14 protein-coding genes and 1 pseudogene are annotated in these 14977 nt (G+C 69.0%); 11 read left to right on the top strand and 4 right to left on the bottom strand.

Annotated features, from left to right (window positions below):
• The first annotated feature begins 43 nt into the window (after positions 1–43).
• Both LOZ83_RS32770 and LOZ83_RS32765 read left to right on the top strand, forming a co-directional pair.
• Positions 44–778 (top strand): SDR family NAD(P)-dependent oxidoreductase, encoded by a 735-nt coding sequence (locus LOZ83_RS32770; RefSeq protein WP_236795632.1) that lies wholly within the window; start codon positions 44–46, stop codon positions 776–778.
• A gap of 20 nt (positions 779–798) precedes the next feature.
• Entirely contained in the window at positions 799–1422 is a 624-nt protein-coding gene (locus LOZ83_RS32765; protein WP_236795631.1) for an NADPH-dependent F420 reductase, read from the top strand.
• A 588-nt stretch (positions 1423–2010) separates the two neighbouring features.
• On the opposite strand, the gene LOZ83_RS32760 is transcribed toward LOZ83_RS32765, so the two are convergent.
• The 3 genes and pseudogenes from LOZ83_RS32760 to LOZ83_RS32750 all read right to left on the bottom strand — a co-directional run bounded on the left by LOZ83_RS32760 (position 2011) and on the right by LOZ83_RS32750 (position 4763).
• Positions 2011–3312 carry an amidohydrolase family protein gene (locus LOZ83_RS32760; protein WP_236795630.1) on the bottom strand — a complete coding sequence of 434 codons (1302 nt, stop codon included), beginning with the start codon at positions 3310–3312 and terminating at the stop codon, positions 2011–2013.
• A gap of 9 nt (positions 3313–3321) precedes the next feature.
• Positions 3322–4149 (bottom strand): annotated as a pseudogene (locus LOZ83_RS32755) (2Fe-2S iron-sulfur cluster-binding protein).
• A complete protein-coding gene (locus LOZ83_RS32750) occupies positions 4146–4763 on the bottom strand; it encodes a helix-turn-helix domain-containing protein (protein WP_236795629.1) in 618 nt (205 codons plus the stop codon). The pseudogene LOZ83_RS32755 and the gene LOZ83_RS32750 overlap by 4 nt, the downstream one beginning before the upstream one ends.
• 140 nt (positions 4764–4903) lie before the next feature.
• Between LOZ83_RS32750 and LOZ83_RS32745 the strand changes: the two genes are divergently transcribed.
• The 7 genes from LOZ83_RS32745 (at position 4904) to LOZ83_RS32715 (ending at position 11755) form a co-directional block, all read left to right on the top strand.
• Positions 4904–6184, top strand: coding sequence for an amidohydrolase family protein (locus LOZ83_RS32745; RefSeq protein ID WP_236795628.1), 1281 nt, complete (start codon positions 4904–4906; stop codon positions 6182–6184).
• An 11-nt stretch (positions 6185–6195) separates the two neighbouring features.
• A complete protein-coding gene (locus LOZ83_RS32740) occupies positions 6196–6951 on the top strand; it encodes an ABC transporter ATP-binding protein (RefSeq protein WP_236795627.1) in 756 nt (251 codons plus the stop codon).
• A complete protein-coding gene (locus LOZ83_RS32735; protein WP_236795626.1) occupies positions 6951–7820 on the top strand; it encodes an ABC transporter permease in 870 nt (289 codons plus the stop codon). The genes LOZ83_RS32740 and LOZ83_RS32735 overlap by 1 nt, the downstream gene beginning before the upstream one ends.
• Positions 7821–7845: 25 nt before the next feature.
• Complete coding sequence (locus LOZ83_RS32730; RefSeq protein ID WP_236795625.1) at positions 7846–9033, top strand: ABC transporter substrate-binding protein; 1188 nt, start codon at positions 7846–7848, stop codon at positions 9031–9033.
• A 156-nt stretch (positions 9034–9189) separates the two neighbouring features.
• A complete protein-coding gene (locus tag LOZ83_RS32725; RefSeq protein ID WP_236795624.1) occupies positions 9190–10524 on the top strand; it encodes an FAD-binding oxidoreductase in 1335 nt (444 codons plus the stop codon).
• Positions 10525–10534: 10 nt separating this feature from the next.
• Positions 10535–11332: a creatininase family protein gene (locus LOZ83_RS32720; RefSeq protein WP_236795623.1), complete on the top strand. Its 798-nt coding sequence runs from the start codon at positions 10535–10537 to the stop codon at positions 11330–11332.
• 261 nt (positions 11333–11593) lie between these two features.
• Positions 11594–11755, top strand: a complete 162-nt coding sequence (locus LOZ83_RS32715) for a hypothetical protein (RefSeq protein WP_236795622.1) — start codon at positions 11594–11596, stop codon at positions 11753–11755.
• Between the two features lie 881 nt (positions 11756–12636).
• Here LOZ83_RS32715 and LOZ83_RS32710 read toward each other — a convergent pair.
• The gene (locus tag LOZ83_RS32710; RefSeq protein WP_236795621.1) at positions 12637–13320 is read right to left on the bottom strand and encodes an alpha/beta fold hydrolase; all 684 of its coding nucleotides are present in this window, start codon (positions 13318–13320) and stop codon (positions 12637–12639) included.
• Positions 13321–13361: 41 nt separating this feature from the next.
• Between LOZ83_RS32710 and LOZ83_RS32705 the strand changes: the two genes are divergently transcribed.
• Together LOZ83_RS32705 and LOZ83_RS32700 are read left to right on the top strand one after the other, a co-directional pair.
• Positions 13362–13622, top strand: a complete 261-nt coding sequence (locus LOZ83_RS32705) for a hypothetical protein (protein WP_236795620.1) — start codon at positions 13362–13364, stop codon at positions 13620–13622.
• Between the two features lie 821 nt (positions 13623–14443).
• Positions 14444–14728 (top strand): zinc-binding dehydrogenase, encoded by a 285-nt coding sequence (locus LOZ83_RS32700; protein ID WP_308190356.1) that lies wholly within the window; start codon positions 14444–14446, stop codon positions 14726–14728.
• Positions 14729–14977: the final 249 nt, after the last annotated feature.

Genomic DNA, 14977 nt, shown 5'->3' with positions numbered 1-14977 from the left:
GGCACGGACTGTTTCGGACACCCATCAATTCAACGGAGTGATCGTGGGAAAGCTCGATGGCAAGGTAGCGGTGATCACCGGTGGATCCACCGGCATGGCACTGGCCGGCGCCAGACTGTTCGTCGAGGAAGGAGCGCACGTCTTCATCCAGGCCCGGCGACAGGAAGCGCTGGATGACGCCGTCAAGCTGATCGGCCGCAACGTGACCGCCGTGCAGGGTGACGCGGCCGACCTGGACGATCTGGACCGCTTGTACGACACGGTCAAGCGGGAAAAGGGCTCGATCGACGTGCTGTGGGCCAGCGCCGGGATGGGCGAACCCGCCGTCCTCGGCGAGATCACCGAGGAACAGTTCCACCGCGCCTTCTGGCTCAACGCGCGCGGCACCCTGTTCACCGTGCAGAAGGCACTGCCGCTGATCAACGACAACGGCTCGATCTTCATGACCGGATCCAACGCCTCCCTCGGCGCCTTCCCCGGCTGGAGCCTCTACGCGGGAAGCAAAGCCGTCCAGCAGGCCTGGGCCCGCGTCTGGCTCAACGAACTGCGCGACCGCAAGATCCGGGTCAACGTCCTGACCCCCGGCCAGGTCGCCACCGCCAAACAGGAAGAACTGTTGGACGAGGCAACCAAAGCCGCATTCGAGTCCCTCATCCCCCGCGGACAGATGGGCCGCCCCGAAGAAATCGCCACCGTCGCCCTGTTCCTCGCCTCCGACGACTCCAGCTACGTCAACGGCCTGGAACTGGTCACCGACGGCGGCACCACCGCCATCTGAACAGGAAGAGAGCACACCTCATGAGCAGCATCACCCTCATCGGTACGGGGAACATGGCCCGCACCCTCGGCACGCTCGCGGTGGCGGGCGGCAACACCGTCGAGGTCATGGGACGAGATCAGGCCAAGGCCGATGGCTTGGCCAAGGCTCTGGGCGGCGGCGCGACGGCGGGAAAGTGGGGCGCCGTCCCGGCCGGGGACATCGTCATCACGGCCCTGTTGTACGACGGTGTCGTTCCGGTCGTCGCCGAGTACGGAGACACCCTCACGGGCAAGGTCATCGTCGACATCAGCAACCCCTTCAACGCCACGTTCGACGGACTGGCCCACAGCGAGGAGACCTCGATCGCGCAGGAAGTCGCCAAGGTGGCCCCGGCCAGCGCCAGCGTGGTGAAGGCCTTCAACACCATCTTCCGTCAGGTCCTGGAGAAGGGCCGGCCCAACGTCTTCATCGCCGGCGACAATGCGCAGGCCAAGGCGAGCGTGGCGGCATTCATCGAGAGCCTCGGGCTACGCCCGCTGGACGTCGGCAGCCTGAAAATGGCCCACTGGCTGGAAGGAATGGGCCTGGTCACGATGGGCCTCGCCGGCAACGGGGTCGGCCACTGGGACTTCGCCCTCGGCGTCAACGAATTCACCGGCTGAGCCCCCCGGGCCGAGCGGTCGGCGAACAGGGCGCCGCACACCCTGACAATGGTTGATGGAACACCGACTCACTGATGTCAGATATCAATGTCGGCGAAAGATCCCGCCCGAGGAGACTCGCGATGAAGCTCGGTGTCGACTTGAGGGACACCCTGTGGGTCGGCGATCGCCTGGTCACGCCGTGATCACTCGGCCAGGTCAGCGTCCAGGTCGGCGTCGGTGTGCTTGCGTTTCGCAGTCACCTGGTGAGTCACTCCTCGTGGTCGCCGTGCGCGGGAACGGGTCGGCCGGCATCGCGTCTCGGTCCTCGATGAACGCGGTCAGTTACCCGCCTGTCTGCGGGCGGCGGCCATGAGCGTGAGCCGGCGATGTCGTTCGGCCAGCCTTGCGGATGCGTTCCGACGTTTCGGCACAGATACGGGGGAGCTTCGCCAACGACGAAGTCCTCCCCTTCTTGCACGACGGGCGCGAGGCTGCGCGCCGGGCACCAGGAACTCCGCTTGATCGTCGTCCGGGTCCGTTCCGTCTTGCGAGCCGTACGGCGGACAGCCCTCCGCAGCCTTCTCCGGGTCAATCGTGGCCGGACGGTCAGACCGTAGGCGGGGTGCGGGTGAGTCGTTCACGCAGGCGGGCCACGAGTTCCGCCTCGTCGGCCGTGACCAGCCGGTAATCCCGGACAACGACGCGACCTCCGACGACCACGTGTTTCGGCCGCCGCCCTGGCGAAGCCCACAGGAGTCCCGCGACGGGATCGTGCACGCCGGCATCCCCGGCGCCGGAAACGTCCCACACGCACAGGTCACCTGCCGAACCGGCGCCCAGATGCCCGAGATCGGACCGTCCCAGCCCCGAGGCGGAGCCGGCCGTGGCCATCCCGAGCACGACGCGCGCGGGAAGCTGCGGCCCCGCGAGACCCGAGATCTGCAGGGCGAGGCGCGCATCAGCGAGCAGATGCCCGGCATCGTTGCTTCCCCCGCCGCTCGTGCCCAGGCCGACCACGACGCCCGCCTCGAGCAGCGCGGCGACCGGCGCCACACCCCACCCCATCGGAACGTCGCACCCCGGAGCGTGCGTCGCGGTCACACCCGCCCGTGCGAGGAGGCCGATCTCTTCGGGCGTGACGTCACACAGGTGTGCCACCGTGACGTCCGGTCCCAGCCAGCCCCATTCGTCGAGGAGCTGGAGCGGCCTGCGCCCGTAGCGCTCGACGGCGATCGCGGTGTCGACTTGTTCGTTGGCCTGAGTCCGGCGGCGCAAGCCATAGCGGGCCGCGACCACACCGAGGGTCACGAACGTCTCCCGCGAATCGGAGTGGACCCCGGCCGGGCCGACAGCGAGCTGCAGCATCCCATCAGGCGAGAGCCCACCGCTGCCGGCGGCCCCGGGGACGAGCGCGGTCACGATGGCCTCGGCGGACTCGCCCGCCCACTCCGGATCGTCCCGGGCCGAGCCACGCACGAAGACCAGCCGCGCACCGAGCGACCGAACGGCCTCGGCCGTCGCGCCGGCGAGGGCCACCGTGTCCGCGATCGGGACGCCGTGCGGCCAGTTCAGATGGTGGTCCGCGATGGTCGTGACGCCGCACAGGAGACTTTCGGCGGCACCCACCGAGGCGGCTACGGCGTAGGCGTCCGGGTCGTGGCCCACTCGCCCGTAGGCGGCCGCCATCGCGGGCAGCCACTCGGCCATCGGTACTCCGCGCGTTCCGGGCAGCGTGCGGAACGCGCACTGCAGGAGGTGATGGTGGGCATTGACGAGCCCCGGCGTCACCACGCATCCCGAGGCATCGAGCACCGTCCCGTGCGGGGAACCGTCGTCGAGCATGAGGTCGCCACTGTCCTCCGTGGACGCATCGACGAGGATGCGCTCCGAGCCCCGAATCGTCAGCATGGGTCCCTTTCACAGTTCGAGGACGAGCCTGCCGCCGCGCGAGCGCGAGACGCAGATCATCATGGATGGTGTGCTGCTCGTCGTCGCTCAGGATCGAGTCGCGGTGGTCGGCGGCGCCCTCGAGGATCGTGGTCTCGCACGTGCCACACGTGCCCTCACGGCAGGAGGAGACCACGAGAATCCCGGCGTCCTCGGCAACGTCCAAAATGGACCGCCCCGGCGGCACCGAAAGCGTCCGGCCCGAAAGCGCGAGCTCCACCTCGAACTCGGCATCGGCCGTCGCCGTGACCACCTTCGGCGCGAACCGCTCGACCCGCAAGGAACCCCGCGGCCACGCCCACATCGCGACCGCTTCCATGAGCCCCGCGGGACCGCAGCAGTACACGGCGGTTCCCACCGAGGGAACACCCAGGAGCCGGCCAGGGTCGAGCCGGGAGCCCTCGCCACTGACCCGCAGCTCGACGTTCCCGTGATGCCGATACCGCCCGCGATGAAGAGCGCGGGCACCTCCGGCCGCAACTCGAAATGATGGATCGGCCCGCGGGCACGCAGAAGAGCCCCGGTGTCAAGGACATTGTGGACGTAGGCCGATCCCCCGCGGCCCGCCTCGTCGTACCGCACGGCAACCTGCCAGACACCTTCGCCCAACGCCCCGCACAGCGAGTACTGGCGCTCATCGCCGGTCGGCAGGACGAGGTCGATGTGTGCTCCGGGCCGCCACGCGGGCAGGTCACCGCCGTGGGCGGCCGCGAGGTCCAGGACGACGACGCCGTCCGCGGCCAGGGTCTTCGACCGAACGACGACGTCGTGCGCGGCGTGGCGGGACGGGTCGGTCATGGACGCTCCGGGGTTTTCTGGTCCGGCCTCTGTTTCACCACGACGAGGTGGTAGCGCGATCCGTCGGGCGAGCACCAGCGGTGCGCCGTGCCGCCCTGGTAGTAGACGGAGTCTCCCGCGCCGAGCCGGACCGTCCCGTCGCTCTCGAGGTCCAGCAGCAGCGCGCCGCTCACGACGTAGACGAACTCGTCCTCGGAGTGGCGAAAGTAGTCCCCGAGGTCGGTGTTGGTCCCGGCCCATTCGATCGGATCGAACGCCCGCCGGCCCCGCGTGAGCAGCCTGACCTCGCCGTTGGGGAACTCGTTGCGTGCGCCCTCGCCCGCACGCAGAACGTCAGGTCGCTCGTCCTCGGCATCCCGTGAACCCGGGTCACCGGCGGCGATGAGCTCGACCTGGGTCGTGCCGAGGGCCGCCGCGATGCGGTCGAGCGAAACCATGCTCGGGCGAGCGTGTCCTCGCTCCACCTGACTCAGGAACGGGTGCGAAAGTCCCGTGCGGCCGGCCAGCTGGACGAGCGTGAGGCCCCGGGACCGGCGCATCTGGCGGATGCGGTTGCCGACCCGCTCGGCCTGCTCGTCGACGACCCGTGACGGCGCGGGGTCGGCCTCCTTCACAGGCACCTCCCCGCCGGGCAGCAAGGGCAACACAAAGAACACGCGGCGTTACACGTGGGAAATCTCGGCTCCGTACCGTCCACGATGTTGATGGAATCAACATTATCGCTGTTCCGCAACACCCCGACACCGGAGCAACCATGGCGAACTCACTACCCCGCCCGGTCGCCGCGGTCCGCAACGCGAAGCTGCCCGACGGGCGCGTCGTGGACCTCTCGATCGCCTCGGGCGTGGTCAGCGAGGTCACCGCCGCGGGCGCGGTCAGCACCCCCGAGCCGGCGCTCGATCTGAGTGGCCGGCTGCTGCTTCCCGCGCCGGCCGAGCCCCATGCCCATCTCGACAAGGCCCGGAGTTTCGACGCCGTCAACCCGCCGCTCGGTGACCTCGGCTCCGCGATCGACGCGTGGCACGCCCACGCACCGACGATGGGCATCGAGTCGATCGTCGAGCGCGCCCGCGCGCAGGCCCTCGCAATGCTCGCCGCGGGCATCACCGCGATCCGTTCGCACGTCGACGTTCTCGGCGACGGCCGGGTGAGCGCCGGGGACGCGACGCGCGGAGCCCGCGCCCTCGCTCAGGTCCGCGAGGAACTCGCGGGCCTCATGGACATCCAGTTGGTGGCCCTCGCGGGGCCGCACTGCCCCGACCACCTGGTGGAAGCGGTCCTGGACGCCGGCGCCGACCTGGTCGGCGGCGCTCCGCATCTCGCACCCGATCCCGCGGCGGACCTCGCGCGACTGCTCGCGCTCGCGGAGCGGCGCGGGATCGGCGTCGACCTCCACACCGACGAGAACCTCTTCGGCCCCGTCACCCTCGACGCCTACGCCCGCATGGTGCGCGACTGGCCGAGCGACCGCCCGCGCACCGCGGGGCACTGCGTGCGGCTCGGCACGCTCGACGCCGCGCGCCGGGACGCGATCATCGCGGACGTCAAAACCGCGGACCTCGGCATCGTCACCCTGCCCATCACGAACCTCTATCTCCAGGGCCGCGACCACCCCGTCGCGACGCCGCGCGGTCTCGCGCCGTTGCGCGAGCTGCTCGACGCGGGCGTCCGCCTCGGTGCCGGGGCGGACAACGTCCGGGATCCGTTCAACCCCGTGGGCCGCGGCGACGCGCTCGAAACCGCCGCGCTTCTCGTTACGGCGGGCCATCTCTCGCCGGAGGAGGCCTACGGACTCGTGAGCGCCGGGGCGCGATCCGTCATGGGGCTACCGCCCGCGGCGACCGAGGCCGGCGCCCAAGCCGACTTCCTCGCCGTCCGGGCCGAGAACCTCGTCGAGGCGATCGCCACCGCGCCCGCCGACCGCGTCGTCATCCACCGCGGCCGCGTCGTCGCGATCACCGAGACACGCCGCGAGCTCCCGGCGATGTCCGTTGTCCGGCCGCACGATCCGCCCGCACTCGTCCCTGCTTCCTGAAGGGAGTTGCCATGTCCATCACGACCGCCGTTCGCTCGACCCTGCTGGACTTCCGCGACGTCGAACTCGTCTTCCCCGACGGCACGGTGGCTCTGAGCGGCGTCGACCTCACCGTGGACCGCGGCGAGTTCGTCTCGATCGTGGGACCGAGCGGATGCGGCAAATCCACGCTTCTGCGCATCGCGTCGGGCCTCGAATCGGCTTCGGGCGGAACGGCCGGCGTGAGCGCGAACCGCATCGGCTACGTCTTCCAGGACGCCACGCTGCTGCCCTGGCGGTCGGTCCAGGGCAATGTCGAGCTCCTCGCGGAACTCCACCGAAAGTCCAAAGTGGACCGTTCGGCGAAGGCGGCCGCCGCGATCGACCTCGTCGGCCTCACCGGCTTCGAAAAGCATCTCCCGAAACAACTCTCGGGCGGCATGAAGATGCGTGTCTCACTCGCGCGCTCGCTCACGCTCGACCCCGAGCTGTTCCTGTTCGACGAGCCGTTCGGGGCGCTGGACGAGATCACCCGCGAACGCCTCAACGACGAGCTCCTGCGACTGTTCGTCGAACAGCGCTTCGCGGGGCTGTTCATCACGCACTCGGTCTCCGAGGCCGTCTACCTCTCGACCAGGGTCGTCGTCATGTCCGGCCGGCCGGGCACCGTCGTCCAGCGTTTCGACGTGCCGTTCCCGATGCCCCGGGACCCGGACATCCGCTTCACGCCCGAGTTCGCCGAGCTTGTCGGCGACGTTTCGCACGCGCTCAGGGAGGGGCACCGCTGATGCCCACGCTCCAGGAGACCGCGACCCGCCGTGCCACCGCCGCGCGCGCCGCCCACAAGCCCCGGCGTGTGCGGAAACGGGCGTCGTGGTGGCAGCCCGTCGTCGTGTTCGGCATCTTCGTCGGGCTGTGGTACGCGGTAGCCGCCTATTACGACCAGAAGGTCCAACTGCCCTATCTCGTGCCCTATCCACATCTCGTGCTGATGTCGATCATCCACGACACGCGCCCCGACGGCGAACCGACCGGTTTCAACGCGGAGCTGTGGGCATCGCTCGGCCGCACGACGCTGGTTTCGCTCGTCGGTCTCGCCGTGGCGATCGTCCTCGGCGTCCTGTGGGCCACCGTCATGGCACAGGCGAAGGGCCTCGAGAAAGCGCTTTATCCCTACGCTGTCGTACTCCAGTGCGTGCCGATCCTCGCGCTCGTGCCGCTCATCGGGGCGCTCTTCGGCTACGCCTTCCTCTCCCGCGTGATCGTCACCGTCATGATCGCGTTGTTTCCGATGGTTTCGAACACGCTCTTCGGCCTGCACTCCGCGGACCGCGCGCAACGCGAGCTCTTCGAACTCCAAGGCGCCGGCCGGCTGACCCGGCTCCTCAAACTGCATCTGCCCGCCGCGCTCCCCTCGATCTTCGTCGGACTCCGCACGTCGGCGGGCCTGTCCGTGATCGGCGCGATCGTGGGCGACCAGTTCTTCCAGCGGGGCAATCCCGGCCTCGGCGTCCTCATCCAGGTCACGGCGTCCCGCCTGATGGGGCCCGAGCTGTACGCGACGATCATCATCGCCTCGCTCTACGGCATCGCCGTCTTCCTCGTCTTCGGGCTCATCGGCCGGCTCGCGGTCGGCCGATGGTTCGACTTCACCTGACCACACCCCCCGGAAACGGAGCACCATGCGCACTCGACCCCGCACCGCCGTCGCCGTCGCGGCCGCCGCCACTCTCGCCGTCGCCCTCACGGCCTGTGGCGGACCCACCGACGCCGGCGGACAGGCCCCGACGGCACCCACGGCGACCGGACCCGCCATCGACCTCTCCGGTGTGTGCCCCTCGACCGTCGTGGTCCAGACCGACTGGAATCCCGAGGCCGATCACGGGCACATCTACCAGATGCTCGGCCCCGGCCCCTCGATCGATGCCAGCCAGAAGTCCGTCACCGGCGACCTCTACGCGAACGGCAAGCCGACCGGCGTCAAGCTCGAAATCCGCGCGGGCGGGCCCGCGATCGGCTACTCGACCGTCTCGGCGCAGATGGCCCAGGACAAAACGATCACCCTCGGCTATGTCTCCACCGACGAGGCGATCGAATTCTCCGGAAACATGCCGACCACGGCCGTGTTCGCGGAAAACGACAAGTCGCCGATGATGATCATGTGGGACCCGAAGACCTACCCGGACGTCGCCACGATCAAGGACCTCGGCGTCCGGTTGCAGGCGAACGGCGGTGTGGTCCGGTACTTCAACGGCGCCGCCTACATGGCCTATCTGACCGACGCGGGCTACCTGCCCAGCGGCGTCCTCGACGGGAGCTACGACGGCAGCCCGGCGAAATTCGTGACGGCCAAGGGAAAGGACGCGCAGCAGGGCTTCGCGACCGCTGAGCCGTACGTGTACCAGAACGAGGTCACCGCGTGGGGCAAGCCGGTCAAGTTCCAGCTCGTCGCGGACACCGGCTGGTCGCCGTACCCCGAGACGATGTCCGTCCGCACCGGCGATCTGACCACGCTCTCGCCGTGCCTCAAGAAGCTCGTGCCCGTCATGCAGCAGGCCGACGTCGACTTCATCAAGAACCCGACTGCGACCAACGACCTCATCGACAAGCTCGTGACGGCCTACAACAACGGCTGGACGTATGACGCCGCGGTGGGCAAGACCGCCGTCGCGCAGATGAAGGACCTGAAAATCGCCACCGACGCGGGCCACGGCCATGTCGGCGCGATGGACGACCAGCGCGTCTCCGACCTCATCAAGATCGCGGCGCCGATCTTCGGCAAGTCGGGCGGTCACGTCAAGAGCGGTCTGGTCGCCGGCGACCTCGTCACGAACCAGTTCCTCGACCCGACTATCAGCCTTGGATGGTGAGCGGAGATGGAATCAAGCCGAGCACTTCCCGGCCGCACCTCAGGGGAACGTGACGCAAGCCAGCCACAAGTACGTGATCAAGCAGCACCGTCCGTCGACAACGTGACCAACCCAGTAAATTCCGGAGAGGCGGTCGGGCTTCGGCTGGTGAGCGCCATGACGCCCCCCAGGTCCATCGAGGCTTTGCGTGCCGAACTCGTCGAACTGCTCGGCGAGCGCGGCGCGAGCACCGACCTCAAGGCCCGCGAGCGCGCCTCGGTCGACGAGGCCACGATGAGCCCCATCCTGTCCGATCAGCTGCCGCTCGGGCTCGCCGACCTGGTGGCCTACCCGGCGGACGCGGAGCAGATCGCGATGGTGGTGGCTGCCGCGACCCGCCGCCGCGTCCCCATCACGGCACGCGGCAAGGGCACGGGCAACTACGGGCAGGGCATCCCGTTGCGCGGCGGCCTGATCCTGGACACGACGCGCGCCCGCGCTGTCGTCGAGGTGGGCGACGGCGTCATCACCGCCGAAGCCGGGGCGCCCATGGTGCTTCTCGAACAGGCGGCCGTCGCGAGCGGCCAGCAGCTCTGGATGTATCCGTCGACAGCACAGTCCACCGTGGGAGGCTTCCTCTCCGGGGGTTCGGGCGGCACGGGGTCGATCGCGCACGGCTCGAACTGGGAAGGCTTCGTCGTCGCGCTCGATGTCGCACTTCCCGGCACCGAGCCGGCCCTTGTCCATGTCGAGGGCGACGACGCGCGGACCTTCGTGCACACCTACGGCACCGCGGGGGTGATCGCCCGCGCCACGGTCCGGCTCGAACCGGCCCAGGACTGGCGCGCCGTCTACGCGAGCTTCCCTGCCTTCGAAGGGGCTCTCGCCGCGGTGCGGACACTCCGCACGCTCGAGCCGCCGCCACGGCTCGTGAGCGCGGACCGGGCCGCCGTGGCGGAACGGCTCCCCGCGGACCCCGCGATCCTCGCCGGGCACGCCAGCCTGCGCGCGATCATCGATGCGGTGGCACTCGACGAGGCGTCATCGCTCGTCGCCGCCGCCGGCGGCTCGATCGAAGACGTGCGCGAAGGGACTCAACGGATATTGAAGGTCTCGATGCTCTCCTACAACCACCCCATCTGGTGGCTCAAGAAGAACAGCCCCGGCAAGGACTACTTCCACGTCGAGGTCGGCGGCGAGGCGCTGATCGACCGCATCCACGAGGTCGAGGCCGTGTATCCCGGCGGCATGCTGCACATCGAGGCCGCGCACCGGTTCCCCATCGGGATGCTCGTCGCGGAATACACGGGCGCGGCGGATGTCTACGCGGGGTACGCGAAACTCATCGAACTCGGCGTGCGGGTCCACAGCCCGCATCAGTTCTACGTCGACCACGAAGTCGAAGAACTCCTCGCGCTCAAGGAACGCACCGACCCGGAGGGGCTGCTCAACCCCGGCCACCTGGGCGTGCCCGAGCTCGACGTGACGCTGCCCGCGCAGTCCAAGATCTGACAGGGGCCGGATGAACCGCACCATCGCCGAACTCGCGGGCCCGTCTCTCGCGCACCGGATCGGCAGGCAGTCGATCGTCGTCCTCCCCACGGGTGCGCTCGAGCACCACGGGCCGCACCTGCCGCTCGGCACCGATGCCCTGCTCGCCGAAGCAGTGGCGAGCGCCGCCATCGAACGTGCCGCCGCCGGGGGCATCGACGTCTGGCAGCTCCCCACGCTCACCTACACGAAATCGGACGAGCACAGCTGGGCGCCCGGCACGGTCTGGCTCGACGCCGAGACCCTGTTCCGGACGGTCGTCCACATCGGACGGTCGGTCGAGCTCATGGGGGCCGGCACACTCGTGTTCGTCAACGGGCATGGCGGCAACGTCGCGCTGCTCCAGGTGGCGCTGCGGGAAATCCGCAGACGATCCGGGCTGAAGACCTTCCTCATGCCCTCGCTCGTCCGCGCGGACCCGCCCGCGGGCGAAGGGCTCGACGAGAACGGGCTCGGCATCCACGGCGGAGCCGCGGAAACTTCGCTCGTACTGCACCTCCGGCCCGAACTCGTCGACCTCTCGCGTGCCGAGCGCTGGGTGCCCGAGCACCTCGCGAGCTTCCAGCACATCGGATTCAACGGGCGCCCCGTGAGCTTCGGATGGCTCTCGGACGACTTCGGCACACCCGGCGTCATCGGAGATCCCACCCAGGCGACGCCGGCCTACGGTGAAGTGCTCTGGGAAGCCTCAGTGCGCCAAGCAGTCGAGTCCCTTCGCGAGATCGCCCGCTTCGAGCACAGCCCGACCGCCGGTTCGGGTGGGTCGTGATCCCCGGCCGACGAACACCGAGCCGACGTCCGCGTGCTCGCGGGCCCGCACGGAACGCCGGAGTACCTCACCGGCGAGGGTACGATGACGTACTCGCGACCGGCGAGGCTTTCCTCGAGGTCGTTGAGCACGGTGTGGACGGGCCCAGCACAGCGTCACGGTTCGTGATCCGGCACGAATGCGCTTTCCCATTGAGCCCTCGGGTGGATGAAGTTGCGGAAGTTTCGGACCGGATCCATGAAGTTCTTAGCGTCCAACTGGATGAGGCACGATCCGGGGCAGACGACGGGCGGGGTCGCCCGGTGCACCGAAGACCGGCGCATCGGCGTCTCCCGTGATCTCGCCCAAAACCGGCCGCCCGCCGACGTAGCCGACGGTCAACTGCTCGGTGAGTACCTCGACGAGCCATGGGATCCGTGGTGAGCCGTCGTACTCCGGCGGGTCGGTCCATGCGGCACTACGCGGCAATTCGGCCAGCTCCCTTCCACGCCGCTCGGTCGGGCCATCGATGTCACGAACCAGCCTGGCAACGCGCTCGATCGTCCTGTGGTCCAAGGGAAACGCTCGACGATCTTCTCGCCAGGAACAAATGGCGGTGACTTCCCTGTCGGAGTTCGCCACGAAAACCGAGGCCCAGGCCGCTGTCGAGCACCATCCGCCTGGAACACCTGCACCACTGCCCAGTTCGTCGCCGACCAACTCACAGCCGGGCGAGGACTGATCACCCTCCGCCGCCGTATCGCAACGCTGTCTGTCCAGAGCATTGACCGGCGCGTTCCGGCACCGCCGCCTCACACACAACGCCGCCCGCTACACCGCGATCGCACGTCCGGCCCGCGTCGAACGCGTCTGCTGGACAGCCAGCAGGCCACCGCGTTCCTTCGCCACTGCACCGCCACCGCCGACCGCTGACGCCGCTGCACGACTCATCCTCGGCACCGGCATGCGCAAAGGCGAAGCGCTCGCCCCGCACTGGTCCGATGCCCACCTCGACGACCGCGTCCTGTTCGCCCGCTGCACCCTGTCCGACATCAACAACATCAGCTCACCGACGCGGCCAGCCCCGCATCCACGTCCACGACCTCCGAGAGCTACGGACACCTCCCGCGCCACGTCGCGCACGACGCCGTCGACACCGCCCTCACCAACGGCGAACACCAGCTCGACAGCCGCACCAATCACCAAGACGGCATCGACGACGAGCGCACAGACCTACGGCTTGAGAACAATCCGCCGGATGGAGGCATTAGCAACCCGGGGCCGCAACGACAACACCGCATCCTCGCCCCTGGCGGCAAGCCCGTCTACGCGGGCGGCCACCACACGACCCAACCTCGCAGGTCAACCAGCGAGCACTTAACGCGTCGACAACGGCCAAAGACCGGAGCAAGCGCTCGCCACTGGGCCAGCTCGTCGAGGAACGTGCGGGCCTGCTCGCGCCGCGTGCGGATCACCCCGGGGGTGAACGCCTCGCGGCGCAGGTCGTCGCGAACGTCGTCCGGGACTCCGCGAAGGTGGTCGCGGAAGAAGAACCCGAGCAGGCGCAACCCGACCAGTATCGCTCCCGCGCCGACCGCGAGGCGTTCCGCACGCCGGAACGACCGTCCGAACAGGACATCCGCCGCCTCGTCGGCCGGGTCGACCAGGACCAGACCGGCGACCCGCTCCGGGTCCACGGCGACCGCGAGGCGTGCGATCGGGCCACCGGCGCTGTGTCCGGCCAGGATGAACGGGCCGGGTGCGACGTGGTCGAGGACACTGCCCAGCTCATCGGTCATCCGGCGCAGGGTGCGGCCGCTGGGGTCGGGCGCGCTGCGGCTCAGGCCGGAGCGGTCGTAGACGATCGTCCGGGCGTCGCCGGCCACCAAGGACTGCACCGCGGCCCACGACGACCGGCTCGCGGCGGCACCGGCTTCGAACACCACCGCCGGGCCGTCCGTGGGGCCCGGCACCATCGCGTGCAGCCGTCGTCCGTCCCGCGTCGGCACCCATTCCGTGGTGCCGCCTCCTGGCTCGATTGGAGTTGAGGATGAAATACGATTTCGCTGCCGACGTGGACGATCGCCGCGATGAGCGGCCGGAGCATCCCGATGCGGCGAGCAGTATCCCGATGAGGTCGACGGTGATGGTTCCGGCGAAGGTGACCACCACGGTGCGCCGAGCGCGTCGCGCGACGGTGATGGTGCGGGCGAGGTGGTTGAGATCAGAGCTGATCAGGATGATGTCCGCGCTTTCGCGGGCGATGCCGGCGGCGCGCTCGGTACCGGACCAAGTGGGCTCGAACTCCTGACGCCCTCATTGCCAGCGATGTGGTGCAGACCTATCTAGCCGCGGAAACGAGAAACCGCAGGAAAAACGCGGCCGTTCAGCGCAGTTGGCTGCCGTTCGATGCTGTCCAACGCATACCCGTGCTCCAGGTTTGCCCCGGGACAGACAGCGCACCGGCAGTGTCTCGTTAGGACCGTCCGCAGCCTCGACCACGCCGAGCCCGAGCCGTGTTCCGGAACGGCGGGTCAACGTGGCGATCCAGCGTACTCGCCCTGCGGGCTCGGCCACTCCCACCGGACAACTCCAGCAGGCCGGAATCGACGCCACCGCGATCACCGAAGTCGCCCGCGGCATCACCGACACCTGACCGCCAGTTGTTCAGCGCGTGGGCCGGCGGAACCAGCGGCGTGGTTTGCGGGAGCGCTCGAGATGGCCACCGGCGTGCAACCAGGATTCGAAGCGGTCCATGTCGGCGCGAAGCGCTGTGACCGAGCAGGGCCAGGCTGCCGGCCTCGGACATCTCGCCGCTCTACCAGCCACGCACCACCCAGACCGGCCAGCCCCCGGCCGGTGATGAGCGCACCGTAGGTCCCGCTCGCCGGTATCAAGGGCGCCATCTGAGCCTCGTCGAGCGCGTCGTCGAGGGTCACCAGGACCCGGCGTTCCGCCAGCAGGCTCCGGTAAAGCCCCACTCGCTCGTCCGGCACCGCGCGGTGGCGGGTACGCCCAGCGCACGCGCGGTCACCGCGGGCCATCTACTGCCCGGGCGGGCGAACACCTGTTGCAACGAGCCGGGATCAGCCTCGGCCACCTGACCAGTTACCGCCTGAGCACCGCACTGCTGTGGTCCGGACAACGCCTGCGCGCACCGGCGAGGCACGAGCAGCCGGCAGCCCCGGGCCCAGGGACGCGACAGGCAATGCGATCCGGCTGCGCCGCCGAGTCGCACAAGTGCGGCACCTCATCGCCGAAAACGACTCCGCCGTACTCCAGGAAGGCGCCGCGCTGGGGACCCACGGCGGGTACACCCCATACCTCGCCGCGACCTACCCGTTGGACAAGATCGCGGAAGCCCATCAGCAGTCCGAACACAGCCGCACCCAGGGAAAGATCGTCGTCACCGTGTGACGATCAGGTCAGAACTGCCCTCACCCGTCGAATCCCCGAAGTGGGTCCGGTCAATGGATGTCCAAGTTGCCCGGACCTACTGTGGGGACCGGAGATCCAGAACCTGCCCATTTCCCGACCGGCCTCGCCCTATTACGGAAGACGGTCGTCCCACTGCCGCGCTGTACGTGACCTACGGTCCGAGCTTCTTACCCACCGCCCATCTACCTCCGCAGGCACTTGACTCAAAGAACATAAGATTATAATCTT

The organism is Amycolatopsis sp. GM8 (assembly GCF_021653975.1).
Taxonomy (GTDB): Bacteria; Actinomycetota; Actinomycetes; order Mycobacteriales; family Pseudonocardiaceae; genus Amycolatopsis_E.
This window is presented reverse-complemented; position numbering and strand designations above follow the sequence as displayed.

Excerpts from the sequence above, each read along its gene's own strand:
- LOZ83_RS32730 (WP_236795625.1), top strand. The coding sequence starts at position 7,846 with ATGCGCACTCGACCCCGCACCGCCGTCGCCGTCGCGGCCGCCGCCACT.
- LOZ83_RS32740 (WP_236795627.1), top strand. The coding sequence starts at position 6,196 with ATGTCCATCACGACCGCCGTTCGCTCGACCCTGCTGGACTTCCGCGAC.
- LOZ83_RS32715 (WP_236795622.1), top strand. The coding sequence starts at position 11,594 with ATGAGGCACGATCCGGGGCAGACGACGGGCGGGGTCGCCCGGTGCACC.
- LOZ83_RS32765 (WP_236795631.1), top strand. The coding sequence starts at position 799 with ATGAGCAGCATCACCCTCATCGGTACGGGGAACATGGCCCGCACCCTC.
- LOZ83_RS32720 (WP_236795623.1), top strand. The coding sequence starts at position 10,535 with ATGAACCGCACCATCGCCGAACTCGCGGGCCCGTCTCTCGCGCACCGG.
- LOZ83_RS32745 (WP_236795628.1), top strand. The coding sequence starts at position 4,904 with ATGGCGAACTCACTACCCCGCCCGGTCGCCGCGGTCCGCAACGCGAAG.
- LOZ83_RS32735 (WP_236795626.1), top strand. The coding sequence starts at position 6,951 with ATGCCCACGCTCCAGGAGACCGCGACCCGCCGTGCCACCGCCGCGCGC.
- LOZ83_RS32725 (WP_236795624.1), top strand. The coding sequence starts at position 9,190 with ATGACGCCCCCCAGGTCCATCGAGGCTTTGCGTGCCGAACTCGTCGAA.
- LOZ83_RS32705 (WP_236795620.1), top strand. The coding sequence starts at position 13,362 with ATGAAATACGATTTCGCTGCCGACGTGGACGATCGCCGCGATGAGCGG.
- LOZ83_RS32760 (WP_236795630.1), bottom strand. The coding sequence starts at position 3,312 with ATGCTGACGATTCGGGGCTCGGAGCGCATCCTCGTCGATGCGTCCACG.